Annotated in this window: 15 protein-coding genes and 1 pseudogene; 7 read left to right on the forward strand and 9 right to left on the reverse strand. The window is 69.6% G+C overall.

Going from position 1 to position 15,893, the window contains the following annotated elements; translation table 11 throughout:
- Positions 1-48 precede the first annotated feature (48 nt).
- The 9 genes from AC0ZLC_RS00820 to AC0ZLC_RS00860 form a co-directional block, all read right to left on the reverse strand.
- Positions 49-615, reverse strand: a complete 567-nt coding sequence (locus AC0ZLC_RS00820; RefSeq protein WP_476749871.1) for a 4'-phosphopantetheinyl transferase superfamily protein — start codon at positions 613-615, stop codon at positions 49-51.
- A gap of 10 nt (positions 616-625) precedes the next feature.
- Positions 626-880, reverse strand: a complete 255-nt coding sequence (locus AC0ZLC_RS00825; RefSeq protein WP_476749872.1) for a phosphopantetheine-binding protein — start codon at positions 878-880, stop codon at positions 626-628.
- Complete coding sequence (locus tag AC0ZLC_RS00830; protein WP_476749873.1) at positions 873-1,736, reverse strand: alpha/beta fold hydrolase; 864 nt, start codon at positions 1,734-1,736, stop codon at positions 873-875. Before AC0ZLC_RS00830 ends, AC0ZLC_RS00825 begins: the two co-directional genes overlap by 8 nt.
- Entirely contained in the window at positions 1,723-2,727 is a 1,005-nt protein-coding gene (locus AC0ZLC_RS00835; RefSeq protein WP_476749874.1) for an NAD(P)H-dependent flavin oxidoreductase, read from the reverse strand. The genes AC0ZLC_RS00830 and AC0ZLC_RS00835 overlap by 14 nt, the downstream gene beginning before the upstream one ends.
- On the reverse strand, positions 2,727-3,554 hold the full coding sequence (locus tag AC0ZLC_RS00840) for an aminoacyl--tRNA ligase-related protein (protein WP_476749875.1): 828 nt from the start codon (positions 3,552-3,554) through the stop codon (positions 2,727-2,729). The genes AC0ZLC_RS00835 and AC0ZLC_RS00840 overlap by 1 nt, the downstream gene beginning before the upstream one ends.
- The gene (locus tag AC0ZLC_RS00845; protein ID WP_476749876.1) at positions 3,551-3,799 is read right to left on the reverse strand and encodes an acyl carrier protein; all 249 of its coding nucleotides are present in this window, start codon (positions 3,797-3,799) and stop codon (positions 3,551-3,553) included. The genes AC0ZLC_RS00840 and AC0ZLC_RS00845 overlap by 4 nt, the downstream gene beginning before the upstream one ends.
- Positions 3,796-4,674 (reverse strand): diiron oxygenase, encoded by an 879-nt coding sequence (locus AC0ZLC_RS00850; protein WP_476749877.1) that lies wholly within the window; start codon positions 4,672-4,674, stop codon positions 3,796-3,798. The genes AC0ZLC_RS00845 and AC0ZLC_RS00850 overlap by 4 nt, the downstream gene beginning before the upstream one ends.
- A 41-nt stretch (positions 4,675-4,715) precedes the next feature.
- Positions 4,716-5,645, reverse strand: a complete 930-nt coding sequence (locus AC0ZLC_RS00855) for a hypothetical protein (protein WP_476749878.1) — start codon at positions 5,643-5,645, stop codon at positions 4,716-4,718.
- A 453-nt stretch (positions 5,646-6,098) separates the two neighbouring features.
- On the reverse strand, positions 6,099-7,568 hold the full coding sequence (locus AC0ZLC_RS00860) for an MFS transporter (protein WP_476749879.1): 1,470 nt from the start codon (positions 7,566-7,568) through the stop codon (positions 6,099-6,101).
- A gap of 130 nt (positions 7,569-7,698) precedes the next feature.
- Here AC0ZLC_RS00860 and AC0ZLC_RS00865 point away from each other — a divergent pair, with 130 nt between their 5' ends.
- From AC0ZLC_RS00865 to AC0ZLC_RS00895, 7 genes and pseudogenes are all read left to right on the forward strand, one after another.
- Positions 7,699-8,388, forward strand: a complete 690-nt coding sequence (locus AC0ZLC_RS00865; RefSeq protein ID WP_476749880.1) for a TetR/AcrR family transcriptional regulator — start codon at positions 7,699-7,701, stop codon at positions 8,386-8,388.
- Positions 8,389-8,710: 322 nt separating this feature from the next.
- Positions 8,711-9,778 (forward strand): ketoacyl-ACP synthase III family protein, encoded by a 1,068-nt coding sequence (locus AC0ZLC_RS00870; protein WP_476749881.1) that lies wholly within the window; start codon positions 8,711-8,713, stop codon positions 9,776-9,778.
- Positions 9,779-9,786: 8 nt separating this feature from the next.
- Entirely contained in the window at positions 9,787-10,782 is a 996-nt protein-coding gene (locus tag AC0ZLC_RS00875) for a 3-oxoacyl-ACP synthase III family protein (RefSeq protein ID WP_476749882.1), read from the forward strand.
- Positions 10,783-10,987: 205 nt separating this feature from the next.
- Positions 10,988-11,923, forward strand: a complete 936-nt coding sequence (locus AC0ZLC_RS00880) for an alpha/beta hydrolase (protein ID WP_476749883.1) — start codon at positions 10,988-10,990, stop codon at positions 11,921-11,923.
- 74 nt (positions 11,924-11,997) lie between these two features.
- Complete coding sequence (ccrA, locus tag AC0ZLC_RS00885; RefSeq protein ID WP_476749884.1) at positions 11,998-13,227, forward strand: crotonyl-CoA carboxylase/reductase; 1,230 nt, start codon at positions 11,998-12,000, stop codon at positions 13,225-13,227.
- A gap of 61 nt (positions 13,228-13,288) precedes the next feature.
- Positions 13,289-15,061: a fatty acyl-AMP ligase gene (locus tag AC0ZLC_RS00890; protein ID WP_476749885.1), complete on the forward strand. Its 1,773-nt coding sequence runs from the start codon at positions 13,289-13,291 to the stop codon at positions 15,059-15,061.
- Positions 15,061-15,824 (forward strand): annotated as a pseudogene (locus tag AC0ZLC_RS00895) (3-oxoacyl-[acyl-carrier-protein] synthase III C-terminal domain-containing protein). Before AC0ZLC_RS00890 ends, AC0ZLC_RS00895 begins: the two are co-directional and overlap by 1 nt.
- Positions 15,825-15,893 lie beyond the last annotated feature (69 nt).

Here is a 15,893-nt window from a genome sequence, read left to right on the forward strand (position 1 = left end):
CTCCCTCCGACAGGTATGGGCCCGAAAGGACAGGGCGAATCGTAGAGTTCAACGCCGTATCGCCACGGCGAACGAAAAATCTGCCTCCGAGCGAACCCACACCGGAACCGGGTCGCCGCGGTACGACGCGGTCAACGCGCCGTCGGACTGCGTGAGTTCGATCCTCCAGAACAGGAACTCGTTCTGTGGGCCGGTGCCGTTCAGGGCCTTGAAGGCCGCTTCCTTGGCGGCGAACAGCTCTCGCGCTGTGTACTCTCCGATCGGGGGGAGCAGCAGGCGCCGTTCCCTTTCACGCAGGACGAACCGGGCCACGCGAGGACCGACGGCCGCGTCCTCGATGTCGGCCCCCACCGCCCGGGCGCCGGGGACCACCACCGCGACCGCCAGGTGCTCGGTGTGGGAGATGGAGCCGGCGAATCCTTCCGGGAAGCGCGGCCTGCCGTCGGGCTGACGGAGCACGGTCCGGTCGGCCGACCCGGCCGAGGCCAGAGCCGCGGCGGCCGCACGACGGCCCGCGGCGAACTGCTGAGCCACTCCGTGCGGCCACGGCACCGGATGACATCCGATCACTGTCTCCGGTGCCGCACCCGCGGGAACGCTCAGCTCAACAGCCACCGTGTGTCCTTCAGTTGTGCAGCGACGCGACGTGGGCCGCCAGTGAGTCGATCGAGCGCAGCACTTCCGGCTGGACGTCGTCCTCCCACTCGAAGCCGAACGCGTCCTCCATGGCCACCAGCAGGCTGACCAGCGCGTTGGAGGACAGTCCCGCCTCGCGCAGCGAGGCGGTGTCCGCGACCCGGGCGGTGAACTGGCCGCTGCCCAGGAGGTCGTCCAGCAGCTCCCGAATGCGCTGCCTGGCCTTGGATGCCTCGTCAGGCATGCGATTCCGCTTCCTCGATGAACTTGCGGACGATCGCCTGGAAGCCCTCGGGGTCGTCGAGGAACGGAACATGGCCGGCGTTCGGCATGATCTCGCAGCGGCCGTCGGCGAACAGGGCGGCCACCTCGTGACCGCGCGTCGGGCTCAGCAGGATGTCGTCGTCGCCGAGGACGATCACCGTCGGCGCCTGGACGCGGGACAGCAGCTCGGGGCTGGTGTCACCCGACTGGACGAGGGTCAGGCCGTTGGTGAGTTCCTCGGGGGTGGACATCGCCATGAAGCTCTCGCGCAGTCCCAGGAAGCCCGGCGTGCCGGACTCCTCGTTCATCTCCCCGCTGATCACCTCGGGATACATCTGGGCGTACAGCGCGGCCGTGCCGTGGCTCTTCAGCGTCAGCAGCCACGACCGGTTCAGCTGCCGGTGCCGCCGCATGCCCTTCGTGCCGAAGACCGGGCCGGCCAGGACGAGGCCCTTGACCCGGTCCGGGTACTCCAGCGCCACGTCCCTGGCGAGCTGCGTGGAGGCCGAGGTGCCGATGAGGTACGTGGACTCGATCTCCAGCGCGTCGAGGAGTCCGATCACGTCCGCGGCGTGTTCCTCCCAGGTCGGCTCCTGCGGAAGACGCGAGGAGGCGCCGTGGTTGCACAGGTCGTAGGTCACGACGCGGTGGTGCTGGACGAGTTCCTCGGTGTACTCGCGCCAGAACGGGCTGGTGATGAAGAAGTTGTTGAGGCACGTGATGGCGGTCCCTTCACCGCTGGCCTCGTAATAGAGTTCGACGCCCTCGCGGGTGATGATGCGCGGGGTGTCGCGGTACGACAGATCGTGGTGGTCCTGCTCTTCACCGGCTGACATGGCTTTCCGTCCTTTTCGTCTCTTCAGCGATTTGGGGGCCCGGCAGGACGCGCGCGAACGCGGCGACGACGTCCGCCGCCGAGGTCTCGTCGGAGAGGGCACTGCAGGACTGGCCGCAGTACATCGCCATCTCCTCGATCCGGCCGCTGGTGGCACGGGTCGGTACCGCCGAACTGAAGCGCGGAACCAGGTACGTCTCGCCCTCGACCACCGTCCTGCCGATGAACTTCTTGGGCTGCGCCGGGTCGGCGGTCACGGCGGTCGCCAGCACACGGTGCCGGCGACCCGGCCACCCGATCTCGTAGACGTCCGTGATCACGGTGGCGCTCGCGTCGGCGGCGGTCACCGCCGCCTTGAACCGGTCGTGGGCCCGCGATTCGTGCGCGACGACGAACGCGGTGCCGAGCAGCACGCCGTCGGCTCCGGCAGCGAGTGCCGGGATGGCATCGGTGGGCGAGCCGATCCCGCCCGCCGCGACGAGGCAGGCGTCCGGGCACCGCTCGCGCAGCGCGGCGAGAAGCTCGTCACGCGTCGACGTGCCGAGGAGATGACCGCCGGCCTCGGTGCCCTGGACCACGACCACGGCACCCCGCTCGGCCGCGTGCACACCGTCCGCGACGGTCCCGACCTGGACCACCGGCTGCCGGCCCGCCGCGGCGACGCGGTCGAACACCGCGTCGCCCGGCATGCCGAAGAAGGACAGATGCACGCGCTCCGGCGTCTCGTCCAGGACCTGTGCCACCTGACGATCGAGCTCGTCCGGTCCGACGACCTCCGGGATCAGATTCACGCCGACAGGCCGGTCGGTACCCGTGGTCAGCCGGTCGAGCATGGCGGAGAGGGCTCCGCCGACCAGCTTGTAGCCACCCGCGCAGCCAGCGGCGCCTGCGTTGGACACGGCGCACGCCAACTCCGACCCCGCGACACCGCCCATGCCCGACTGCAGCAGGCTCACGTCCAGGCCGAGCACTCCCGCCGCCGTCGAACGCATCAGCTCAGGCTCTCGACCGCGGCCGCCGCGGCGTCGGCGCTGCCGAACCGCTCGGTCAGGGTGTGCACCCAGCGCTCCAGGCCGAAGGCGAGGCAGCTGGTGTGCGCCGGCTCCTCACCGGCCTGGATGGCGCAGCGCTCCCCGAAGAAGTTCCGGTGGTAGTTGACGGAGCCGATCGCCAGGCCGTTGACGACGAACTCCTCCTTCACCGGGAACAGCCGCTGCATCTTCGCCTTGCCGCTGTCCTTGTCGAAGAAGGGGTCGGTGGCGACTTCGAGCTTGTGGTCCAGCCCGAGCTCGGCGAACAGTGTCGTCACGGCGTCCTTGGCGCGGAGCAGGTGGTTCTTGGCCACCTCTTCCGGTCCGACGCAGACGATCTCCCGCATGGAGAAGCCGAGGAGCCGTTGCAGGCCCTGGTAGTGGTCCTCGTTGCGGAAACAGGTGCCGACCGTGGTCCGCATCGTGCCGCCGGCCGGCAGCGTCGAACCCGCCAGGTCGAGGTAGATCGAGTAGCACGCCGCGGAGGGCAGTGCGAACGCGGTGGGCTCCATCACCTCGGTCGGCATCCGGTCGACCGGGCGGGGTGACTCCGCCAGCAGGGCACCCAGACGCTGAGGGTCGAGCCGGGTCGCGGCGAGGCCCAGGTGCGGGAAGTTGTCGTAGTAGTCGAAGGTGTCGAGGTCCTTGCACCGCATCAGGAACGGGAACCGGAACTCCGCCGCGTCCCAGCCTTCGGCCAGGCGGAGAAAGACCGCGTCGATCGCCCGCAGCAACCGCAGCTGGCTGCCGTCGAGCACTCCCAGGCCGTTGTCGGTCGCTGTGGTCATCGGGCTGCTTCCTTCTTGAAGAATCGGGCTTCCAGCGCGGTGAGGGTGCGGAAGTCGTCCAGATCCACGTCCTCCGGGTCGATCGGGTCGCCCGTCAGCTCCTCCAGCAGGAACATGAACTCGACGAAGGCCAGCGAGTTGATGGCCCTGCTGTCGATCAGATCCAGGTCCTCGGGCAGCTGGTCGAGCTTGGGGTTGCGGCCCAGGATGAACTCCCGGACCGCCTGCATGGGTTCGCCCGTCACTTGATGTCCTCCCTGCCCACACCGGACTTCGAAAGGAACTTCCTCGTCCGCTTCAGTACCTGCTCGTGCGCCTCCACCCGGGCCGGGTGCTCCAGCGCGCGCCGCCGCAGCGCGAGCGCGTCCGGGATGCCCGCGTCGCGGTAGGCGGCCGGGTTGTAGAGGGTGCCGATGCTGTACTGCAGGTAGCTCTCGAGGTACTCGGCGATCACCGGTATCTCGTCCTTGTCGCGTTCGGCCACCTGCTTCAGCAGCTCGGTGAAGATCATGCGCCCGAAGGCGACATGCCTGCTCTCGTCCACGTGGTGCACCCGGTTGATCTCCCGGGCGATGTGCGGCAGCGACTGGTCGGTCGCCATGTGCGCGTTGTAGTAGTCGACGATCTCCTCGAAGATCAGGATGCGCGCGAACACGATCACCTCGCGGGCCACCCGCGACAGGTGGTCGACGGAGCCGGCCTTCAGCGTCGGCTGCGCGGGATACAGCTTGCCGCCGTACCGCAGGCAGAACTTCGCGAAGAACCACATGTGCTCGTTTTCCTCACCGATGAAGTGGTGCAGGAACTCCGAGACGTTCGCGTAGGCCGGCTCGTGGATGCGCATCACGACTTCGCTCATCAGCTCACGGATGCCGTGGATGTTGAGGCTGAAGAAGTTGATCGACTCGTACCTGGTCAGCGCGATCTGCTGCTCACGCGTCAGCTCGTCCCACATGGGCGTGCCGGCCAGCGTGGTCAGGCTCTCGCTCATCCACGGCAGGTCGGGCTCGATGGAACCGGGCCAGTCGAACATCGTGTAGGGGTTGTAGTAGCCGGATTCGGCCAGCTGCTCCAACCGGTTCGTGTCGAGGCGAACCGGTTGGACCTCACGTACCGCCATTTCGCTCGTCCTTCCCAACGGAGTGGTTCAAGAGTTCAGCTTCAACGCGCCGCACGAATATCCGCGCGCACCTGGACCGGCAGCGGTGAACCACATTCGTGATGGCCGAAGGACGCATTACCGGATGCGGTGGACGGGATCACCTTGTTGTAGATGGACCCGACGCACAGCTCCTGGAAGTCGCCGGTGTCCGGCGACAGTCGCGCGGCCAGCTGCGCCTTGGCGATGTCGACGGTCTTGCACAGGCCGTCCTCGTCCTCGACCTCCACGCACGCGTGCGGCAGGTCGAGGGCACCGCCGAGCACGCCGCAGAACCAGCCTCGTTTCGCCTCGGCCCGGTAACCGGCCGCACGGAAGCGCTCGGCCAGCAGCAGGCTCGCCGCGATACAGCTCGTCGCACCCAGCGCGTGCACCGACTCGTAGTCGGCCTGCATGGCGACGGGGATCATCTGCCAGCGGTATCCGGCGCCGAGGTAATCGCGGGTCAGGCGCCGCAGTTCGGAGGAGACGAGGGGGGTCCGGGCGCCCGTCGTGGTGATCGTCGCCGCGTACTCGGCCGATCCCCTGCTCGGTTCCGGCGCCGCCCCGCCGACGACCCGGCCGCCGAAGCGTTCGACGTCCGGGGCTTCGAAACTCCACGGTGCGGTTCCGTCGCAGGCGACGCAGTCCAGCCGGACCCGGAAGTCCCATGACTTCTCGCGCAGCAGGTCGTCGACCGGCCGGCCGGCGAAGCGGAAGAGCATGCGGAAGGCGAGCTCCGGCTGGGTGTTCCCCCTGCCGGAATACATGCCGAGGTTGTACAGGTCGTTCACGTCGAAATGGCGCACGCCCGACCGGTGCTCGAAGGGCAGGCCCGCGTCCACCAGCCTGTCGATCTCCGGCGCGTCACAGCGCAGCATCTCCTGCGCCACGGATTCCGGATGGACTCTACTGGAATACTCCGCGGGAATGAATTCGATGGACTCTGCCACTTTTTCCCAGGGAGTATTTTCCGTTGCAGCACGGGGTGGCACAGTCCATCCTCCAGGTAAAATGACCGCACCGACGACTCGGTACCCGATGATTGCGGATGTCCCGCCCAATACCGGCCCTATTCTGCGGAACGATCTCGACGGTACCAGCCGGAGATTGCGCTGCAACAGATTATTTCCGCATATGCGTCCATGCGTTTCGCATATGCGGAATGGAGAAATCAATACCGGGCCGGTGCCCGGTGGCCGCGGCACCGCGGGGCGGCCGGCCCGGCGGACTGGGCACGGCGGGCGGGCCGCCGGGGCGTCGTGCCCGTTCACGCCCTCCCGCAGAGGCCCTGGAGAACCCCGGCCGGAAGGACGGCACCGGATGCACGGCGCCCGGACACGACTGTGCCGCACCAGCGGTCAGGCCACCCGGGTCGGCGGCCTTCGCTGGTGCGGCGCAGTGGGTCAGGCCTGGTCGGCGAGCACGTCCTGGCTGCCCTGCCCTGCCGCCGGCACCGCCGCGCGGGGCAGGACGGCGACAGCAAGGAGGACGGCGACGAGCACGACCACGGCGCCGAGGGTCATACCGAGCGCGTATCCGTCGTTCAGGGAGTCGGGCGTGAGTGTGTCACCGGTGCGGTTGTTGGCGGCGGTGCCGAGGGCGGCCAGTCCGAGCGAGGCGCCGATCTGGCGCGTGCTGTTGAGCAGGCCGGAGGCGGCACCCGTCTCGTCGGCCGCGACACCGGCGGTCGCGATGGAGACGGCCGGTGCGAGGCAGAGCCCGATGCCGACGCTGGTGACGATCGACGGGCCGAGGACGTCGACGGCGAAGGAGCCGTCCGCGCTGATCAGACCGAACCAGGCGAAGCCGACGGCGGTCAGCACCCCGCCGCCGATCAGGAGGTTCCGGGGAGCGAACTTGTAGCCGAGCTTGACGGCGAGGACGGAGCCGATGACCACACCGAACGCGAACGGCAGGAACTGGACGCCCGTCCTGGCCGGCCCGCTGCCCAGGACGCGCTGGAGGTACAGAGAGACGAAGTAGAAGGCCGAGGCCATGGCACCGCCGAGGAACAGCGTGTACAGGTTGGCGCCGGCGACCGAGCGGTTCGTGAACAGTCCGAGCCGGATCAGCGGGTCGCGGGAGGTGGTCTTCTCGACGAAGACGAACGCGGCCAGCAGGAGGACGGCGACCGCCAGGGTCGTCAGGGTTTCGGACGAGCCCCAGGGATGCCGGTCGGTGCGGATGACACCGAACACCAGCAGGGTCATGCCCGCCGTGGCCAGCACGGCGCCCAGCACGTCCGGGCTGCCGCGGTGGGCCGCGACCCGGTCGGCGGCGACGCCGCGTGCCGCCAGGTACATCGCGACGGCGACCAGGGGGACGTTGACGAACATCACCCATTCCCAGCCCGCGTACTCGGTGAGCAGGCCGCCGATCAGAACGCCGAGGGCGCCGCCGGCGGCGTTCATCGCGCTCCATACGCCGAAGGCCTTCACTCGGGGCTTGCCCTCGGGGAAGGTCGAGGCCAGCAGCGCCAGCGCGGCCGGGGCGAGCGCGGCGGCCCCGACACCCTGCGCGGCGCGGGCCGCCACCAGCTGGCCGGGTTCCTGCGCGAAGCCGCCGATGAGGGATCCCAGGCCGAACAGGGGGAGTCCGATCATCAGGATCCGCTTGCGGCCGTACCGGTCGGCGACCTTGCCGCCGAGCAACAGCAGCCCGCCGAAGGTGAGGGCGTACGCGTGAATCACCCAGGTCAGGCCCACCTCGCTGAAGCCGAGGTCGGAGCCGATGTCCGGGAGCGCCACGTTCACGACCGACAGATCCAGCGACACCATGAACTGCACGACCGCCACCGCGGCAAGGATCAAGCCTGCCCGGGCGGCACCCTCTACGACCACCGGCTTCTCGCCGGTCGATTCCGTCTCAGTCACCGTAACCCAGTCCCTCTACTACGTCCGGCAGATTTTTCGAACACGTTCTGAAATTATCACCGGGTGCGGCCCGCTGTCGAGCGCGCCCGGCCCGGAACGATCCGGTTTCACGGAAAGGCATGATGGAACGGTGTCCCGAACCAATGCACCGCACGGCCGCGTCGGCCGCCCGCCCGTGACCTCCCGTACGCAGATCCTGGCCGCGACCCGCCGGCTCATCGAGCAGGACGGCTGGGAGAAACTGACCATCCGCCGGCTCGCCGCCGAGATCGGTATCGGGGCGACGACCCTCTACCACCACGTACGGGACAAGGAGGACCTGCTCTTCCTGCTGATCCACGAGTACGCGGAGCAGATCCCCCACCCCGACCTGCCCAGCGACCCGCGGGAGCGCATCGTCGCGTCCATCACCGCGGTCCACGACGGCCTCGCAGCCTGGCCGTGGGCCGCGGAGGTCCTCACCGCGGACGGATTCATCGCCCGGCTCGGCGACTCGGCCCTCTGGCTGGTCGAGACCATCGTGGCGGGGGCCGTCGACTACGGGTGCACGCCCGAACAGGCCGTGCACGTCTTCCGCAACCTCTGGTACTACACGGTCGGCGAGATCCTCGTCCGCGCGCACTCCGCCCGCCAGCGCGAGGAGTACCAGCGGTCCGCCGACCGCGCCGCCGCCGCCGGCAACCCCGCCGTGGCCCGGATGCCGCACCTGTCCGCCCTCGGCGACCAGTGGGCGGAGCTGTCCTGGCAGGACACCTATCCCCAGGCTCTGCGGGCCTTCGTCGACGGACTCCTCGCACAGGCCACGGACACCCGCGCCTGAGTTCCTCATCTCACGGCGTGAAATACGCACGCGACCCGGGCAGAGATCCCTACTCGACGGTAATCTTAAATTGAAGGTCGTAATCGTCAGGTGCCGGTCAGGGTGCCCGGGTCCCGTGCAGGATTAACTGCGACTCATGAGAAATTCATATGCGAACCTCCGGGCCGGACGCTGTAGCGTTGGCCATATTCCGATGCCCGCCCATGTATGGGGACAGCGCGGCATCGCGCGTCGTGTTCGCGATCTCGCTGCCGGATCGGTCCGGCATTTCAGTGCCCCACAGCTGTCGACTCGACGGGCATCGAACTCGGAGGAGCAGAAAATGAGCACCCCTGTCTTCATCACGTCGGCTGCGGCCTGGATTCCGCCGGCGGAATCGGCGAAAAAAGCGGTGGCGAGCGGTAAATACGCCGAGGCCGATCTCGAGGTAAACAACATCGTCTGTCTGCCCGTCGCCAAGGACGACATCACGGTTCCGGACATGGGGGTGATAGCCGGACGCCGGGCCCTCGACCGGGCCGCGGACGTGGTCGGCGACCATGTGGACCTGCTGGTGCACGCGTCGCTCTACCACCAGGGCCGCGACTGGGGCTGGACCTCCTCGGCCTACATCCAGCGCGAACTCGGGATCACCGACGCCTTCTCGGTGAACCTGGACGGGCTGTCGAACGGCGGCATGGCGGCGCTGGACTACGCGGTGGGCCAGCTCCAGGCGGGCCGGGGGACGAGCGCCATGGTCACCACCGCGGACCGGTTCGCCGAGCCCGGCGTCAACCGGTGGCGCGGGGCGTACGGCATCGTCGGCGGTGACGCCGCCACGGGCATGGTGCTCTCCACCACCGGCGGCTTCGCCCGCGTCCACGCCATCGAGTCGCTCACCGACGCCACCCTGGAACCGCTGTGGCGCGGCAGCCAGCCGTTCACCTCCGCCTACGGGGAGTTCCTCCACGATCTGCGCACACCGAAGAAGTCGTATCTGGAGGAGGTCGGCAAGGAGTCGGTCCTGCAGCGCTGCGAGGTGGCGTTGCAGACCCTCGTCGGCTCGGTGCTCGACAAGACGGGGCACAAGATCGACGACTTCGCCAAGATCCTGACGCCCCACATGGGACACGGCCTGATGCAGGTTCAGTTCCTCCAGCCGCTGGGCATCACGGCCGACCGCACGCTGATGGACTGGGGCCGTTACACCGGGCACCTGGGCTCCGGCGACCTGCTCGCGGGCGTGACCCGGCTGATCGAGACGAAGGCGGTCCAGCCGGGCGACCACGTGCTCCTGACCAGCGCCGGCGGTGGCTACTCGCTGACCGCGGCCGTGATCGAGATCGAGTCCGTGCCGGACTGGTCCGAGATCACCACGGACTTCCCCCTGCCCGCCGACGTCACGGAATGAGACCGCCGATGAGCGTGCCTGCGGCTCCCGTCGCACTCCTCGGCACCGGGTCCTGTGTGCCGGACCGTGTGGTGTCCAACGCCGAAGTCGGTGGGCCCGCCGGTGTCGACGACGCCTGGATCCTGCGGAAGACGGCCATCCGCGAACGGCGTTGGGCCGAACCGGGCCAGGCCACCTCCGATCTCGCCACCGTCGCCGCGCGCCGGGCGCTGGAATCCGCCGGGATCACCGCGGACCAGCTGACCACCATCGTCGTCGCCACCTCGACGCCCGACCAGCAGCAGCCGGCGACGGCGGCCTTCGTGCACCGGAACCTGGAAGGGGCCGGGACGAACGTCGCGGCGTTCGACGTGAACGCCGTGTGCGCCGGGTTCGTCTACGCGCTCGACGCGGTCCAGGCGATCGTCGCCCGAAGCGGCGGTCACGGGCTGGTCATAGGGGCCGACGTGTACTCACGGATCCTCAACCCCGCCGATCCGAAGTCCGTCATCCTGTTCGGCGACGGCGCCGGTGCGGCGGTCGTGGGCCCGGCCGGCTCCGGCCGGGGCATCCGGGCGTCGGCGTTCCACTTCTTCAGTGACATGACCGAGCTGATCCGGGTTCCGGCCGGCGGCAGCAGGCAGCCCTACGACCCCGCGACGCACGAAGCCGGTCTGCACTACTTCGCGATGGACGGACGGACCGCCCGGGAGTTCGGCAACGCCACCGTGCCGGGTCTGGTGAAGCAGTTCCTGCACGACAGCGCGGTACAGCCGGCCGACATCGCCCACGTGGTCCCGCACCAGCCGAACGGTGTCATGCTCGACGACCTGGTGTCGAGGCTGGACCTGCCGAACGCCACACTGCACCGCACCGTCGGTGAGTACGGCAACACCGGCTCCGCGTCGGTGCCGTTGACCCTGGACAGGGCGGCCCGCTCCGGGGCCCTGCGCCGAGGGGACCAGATCCTGATGCTCGGCATGGGCGGCGGCGTCTCGATCGGTCTCTCGCTGATCGAGTGGTGACGCAGGACTGCGCCGGACGGAGCAGGAAAGGACGGCGCCGCGCCGCGCCGCGAACCGGCCGCTGACCCGTCCGGACGCGACCGGGAGCGGTGGCCGGACGCCGGGCGGCCCGCGAGGCCGCCGCACCGCATCCGCATTCCCCGCACCGGCGTCCGGGCGGGTTGGACCGTTGATTCCCGCGCTGGTGCGATCCGAGGAGACTCTCGTGCCCATCGACCGTTTCATCCGCGCCCTGATCCAGTGGCAGGCAGCCGATCGACCGGCACCGGCACGCATGCTCACCGTGGAACAAGTACGCCGCCGCTACGCCGACGGTGCGGCCGGCTCGCGCCGCGGTGCCGCGCCGGACCCCGTGGCCGCGGTCACGGACCGGCAGATCGACGCCCGCGACGGCACGTTCGGTGTCCGGACGTATCTGCCGGTGACCGACCGGGGCCGTCTCGTGACGTATCTGCACGGCGGGGGCTGGATGGCCGGTGACGTGGACACCCACGACCCGGTGTGCCGTCGTGTCGCCGCCGCCCTCGGAGCCGTCGTCGTCTCCGTCGACTACCGGCGCGCACCGGAACACCCGCATCCCGGCCCGCTCCAGGACGGGATCGCCGCCGCGCGATGGGCGGCCCGCTCGTTCCCCGGGCGGGCGCACGTGATCGCCGGCGACAGCGCGGGGGGAAGCCTGTCCCTGGGGATCGCCCTGCACCAACGGGACCACGACGGCGTCGAGTTCGCCGCGCAGCTGCTCATGTACCCGGCAGCGGACCCGGACATGAAGTCGGAGTCCATGCAGAAGTACGGATCGGGCTACCTGGCGGAGGCCGATGACCTGCGGTGGTACTACGACCAGTACGTGCAGGATCCGGAGCACCGCTCGGACCCGGCGATCGACCTGCTCAACGCCGACCACCGCGGGCTGCCTCCCACCGTGCTGGGCACCGCCGAGTTCGACGCGCTGCATGACGAAGGCGTCGAGCTGGCGGCCCGGCTGGCCGCCGCCGGTGTCGCGGTGCAACACGTCCCCGCGCCGGGCTTGGTGCACGGCTATCTCCTGATGGCCGACGTGGTCCCCGCGGCCGCGGCGGCGACGAGCGACGTACTGGCGGCCGTGGAGCGGTTGCTGGCCTCCGCACCGACGGCGAACTAGACGGAGCGCACAGGGCTCGCGGACATCAGAGCGGACGCATTGGTCCATATTCCGAGAATGTGAGGGATGTCAGCATGAAGGAACTGTACGGCCTCGGTGAGATGCCGCCCACCGGCGCAATGCCGGAGAAAATGTACGCATCGGTCATCAGGCCCGAGCGATTCGGTCTTCCCGAGCAGGCCTTCCAGACCGAGGTCGTCGACGTTCCCCCCGTCGGGCGGGGACAGGTCCTGCTGTACGTGATGGCCGCGGGAATCAACTACAACAACGTGTGGGCCGCGCTCGGCAAGCCGGTCGACGTCATCGGGGCCCGACGGCGCAAGGGCGAGGCCGAGAACTTCCACATAGGCGGATCCGAGTGCTCGGGAATCGTCTGGGCCGTCGGCGAGGGCGTGCGCAACGTCAAGGTCGGCGACCACGCGGTCATCTCCGGCGGCGTGTGGGACGAGACGGCACAGGACATCAGGCTGGGAGCGGATCCCATGACCTCGGCCTCCAATCTGGCCTGGGGCTATGAGACGAACTTCGGCGCTTTCGCCCAGTTCGCGCTGGTGAACGACTACATGTGTGTCCCGAAGCCGGACCGGCTGTCGTGGACGGAGGCAGCGGCGTACGTCCTGTCGGGTGCCACCGCGTACCGGCAGCTGACCGGCTGGCAGCCGAATGTCGTCAGGCCCGGTGACCCGGTCCTGATCTGGGGTGGCTCGGGCGGGCTCGGCTGCATGGCCATCCAGATCACCCGGGCGCTCGGCGGTGTCCCGATCGCCGTCGTCTCGAGCGACGAACGCGCCGACTACTGCATGAAGCTGGGCGCCCACGGTGTGCTCAATCGCAACGACTTCCACCACTGGGGCCGGCTTCCGGACATCCAGGACGCGAACGCCTACGGGGAATGGCTGAAGGAAGTCAGGCGATTCGGGAGCGCCTTCTGGGACAAGCTCGGTGAACGCCGGGCCCCCAGGATCGTTTTCGAGCACGTCGGACAGAACACCATTCCCACCTCGATGTATCTGTGCGACAGCGCGGGAATGGTCGTCATCTGCGGTGCCACGACCGGCTATCACAGCGACGTCGACCTCAGGTTCCTGTGGATGCGGCAGAAGCGACTGCAGGGTTCGCACGGCTTCAACCTCCGCCAGTGCCATGAACTCACCCAGCTCGTCGACAAGGGATATGTCGATCCCTGTCTCAGCCAGGTCGGCGACTTCGCGGACATCGGGAAGTTCCACCAGCTCATGCACGACAACCAGCACCCGGCCGGAAACATGGCCGTGCGCGTCAATGCTCCTGCCGACGACGAGTAGCGCCACGCCCGCCACCGGCCACCTCGCGCTGGGCACGACCGGCTGACAAGGAGATCTGACCGTGAGCACCACCGGCACGCAAACGACCGCGGACGTGCGCACCCTTCCCGACGCCCTGCGGCTGCGCAGCGAGAAGCAACCCGACGAAACCGCCTACGTCTTCCTGCGCAACGGCGAGGAGCCGAGCGACGCGCTCACCTACGGGGGGCTCGACGACGCCGCGGGCGCGCGCGCCGCCGCGTTCGCGGCCGAGGGACTGTCCGGCCGCAGCGCCGTGCTGCTGTACCCCTCGGGCCTGGAGTTCGTACGGACCCTCCTCGGGTGCATGTACGGGGGCGTCGCCAGCGCTCCCGTGCAGGTGCCCCGGCGCCGCGAAGAGGTCCAGCGGCTGCGCCGTATCGCCGACGACGCCGGCACCACGACCGTGCTGACCACCACCGAGGTCGTCCGGGACCTGCGGGAGCGTTTCGGCGACATGCCGGCCCTCGCCGGGCTCACCCTGCTCGCCACCGACGCCCTTTCGTACGCCCCGGACGCCGCCGTGCCGGCGCTCCCGGGCCCCGAGGACACCGCGCTGCTGCAGTACACGTCCGGCTCCACGGGTGACCCCAAGGGGGTGGTGGTCAGCCACGCGAACTTCCTGGCCAACGTGATCGAGACCGACGAGCTGTGGCCGTGCGAGCCGGACGGCACCGTGGTGAGCTGGCTGCCCCTCTTCCACGACATGGGCATGCTGTTCGGGGTCGTCATGCCCCTGTGGGCGGGAATCCCCTCGTATCTGATGGCCCCCGAGGCGTTCATCCGGCGTCCCGCCCGCTGGCTGGAGGCCATCGCCCGGTTCGGCGGAACCCACGCGGCGGCGCCCAGCTTCGCCTATGAGTTGTGCGCGCGCGCCGCCGCGGAGGGCAGGACGGCCGCCGTGGGCGACCTGTCCCGCTGGCGGGTGGCGGCCAACGGCGCCGAACCGGTGCGCATCTCCGCCATCCGCTCCTTCACCGACGCGTTCGTGCCGTACGGCTTCGACCCCCGTGCCATGTGCCCCGGTTACGGGCTGGCGGAGAACACCCTCAAGGCCACCGGCAGCCGCCAGGACCAGGAGCCCTCCGTCCTGTGGGTGTCCACGCGGGCGCTGGGGGAAGGCACCGCGCAGCCCGTCGACGAGCCCGCCGCCGACGCCGTCCCCCTGGTCAGCAGCGGTGCCACGGTCGGCCGTACCCGGGTACGGATCGTGGACCCCGCCACGCGGCAGCCCCTCACCGACGGCCGGGTCGGTGAGATCTGGGTCAACGGCCCCTGCGTGGCGGGTGGTTACCTGGGGCGCCCGTCGGTCAGTGAGGAGACCTTCCGGGCACGCGTCGCGGGCGCGGAGGGACCCGCCGACGACACCTACCTGCGCACCGGCGACCTGGGCTTCCTGCACGACGGCGAGCTGTACGTCACCGGACGCCTGAAGGACGTCATCATCCGCAAGGGCCTCAACCACTACCCGCAGGACATCGAGCTGTCCGCCGAGCGCGCCGTACCGGGTCTGCACCCGAACTGCGCGGCCGCCTTCTCCTGCGACGACGGTGAGCGCGAACGGCTGGTGGTGGTCGTGGAGACCGACGGCCGGCTCCTCAACTCCCCGGGGGCCGAAGCCGTACGCCGGCACGTGTACGACGCCGTACGGGAACAGCAGCGGATCACCCCGGACGACATCCTCATCGTGCGGCGCGGTTCGCTGCCGAAGACCTCCAGCGGCAAGGTGCAGCGCCGGGCGTGCAAGCGGAGCTACGAGAGCGGCGACCTGACCGCCGTGGCCGTAGCGGTCGCCACGGTCGGGAAGGAGCCATGATGAGCCGGCTCCGTACGCCCGGAAGCCGGCCCGGGGCCCGCATCCTCAGCGTCGGCGTGTACCGGCCGGCCCGGCTGGTGAGCAACTAGGAGATCTGCCGTTCCCGCGACTCCGACGAGTGGATCCGCCGCCGGTCGGGCATCGCCGGCCGGCGCTTCGCCGGCCCCGACGACACGGTCGTCACCATGGCGGCGTGGTGGTGGTCGGCTCGGAGAAGATGAGCGACATCATCGATCCCACGGACCGGGGCACCGCGTTCCTCATCGGCGACGGCGCCGGGGCGGTGGTGGTCGGCCCGTCCAGGACGCCCGGCATCGGCCCGGTGGTGTGGGGGTCCGACGGCGAGAAGCACCGCATGATCGCCCACGACCGCGGCTGGCTCGACACCCGGGAGCCGGGGAACCCGTGGCCGACGCTGCCGATGACCGGCCCCGAGGTGTTCCGCTGGGCGACCCGGAGTGTGCCGGAGATCTCCCGTGAGGCCCTGCGGCGGGCGGGTGTGGAGGCCGGCGATCTGGCCGCTTTCGTCCCCCACCAGGCCAACGCCCGCGTCGTCGACATCGCCGCCGACGCCCTGGGCCTGGCCCCGCACACCGCGGTGGCCAAGGACATCGTCACCACCGGCAACACCTCGGCCGCGTCGATCCCGCTGGCGATCGACCGGCTCCTGTCCGAGGGGAGCGTCCCCAGCGGGGGCCTCGCCCTCCTCGTCGGCTTCGGAGCGGGCCTGACCCACGCCGCGCAGGTGGTCACGCTGCCCTGACCCGCCGACCCCCCCGCCCCTCATGGCCTTGGTGTTCACGAATCCCCGGGCCTACCCACTATGAACCGT

The organism is Streptomyces sp. GLSS-08 (genome assembly GCF_056387915.1).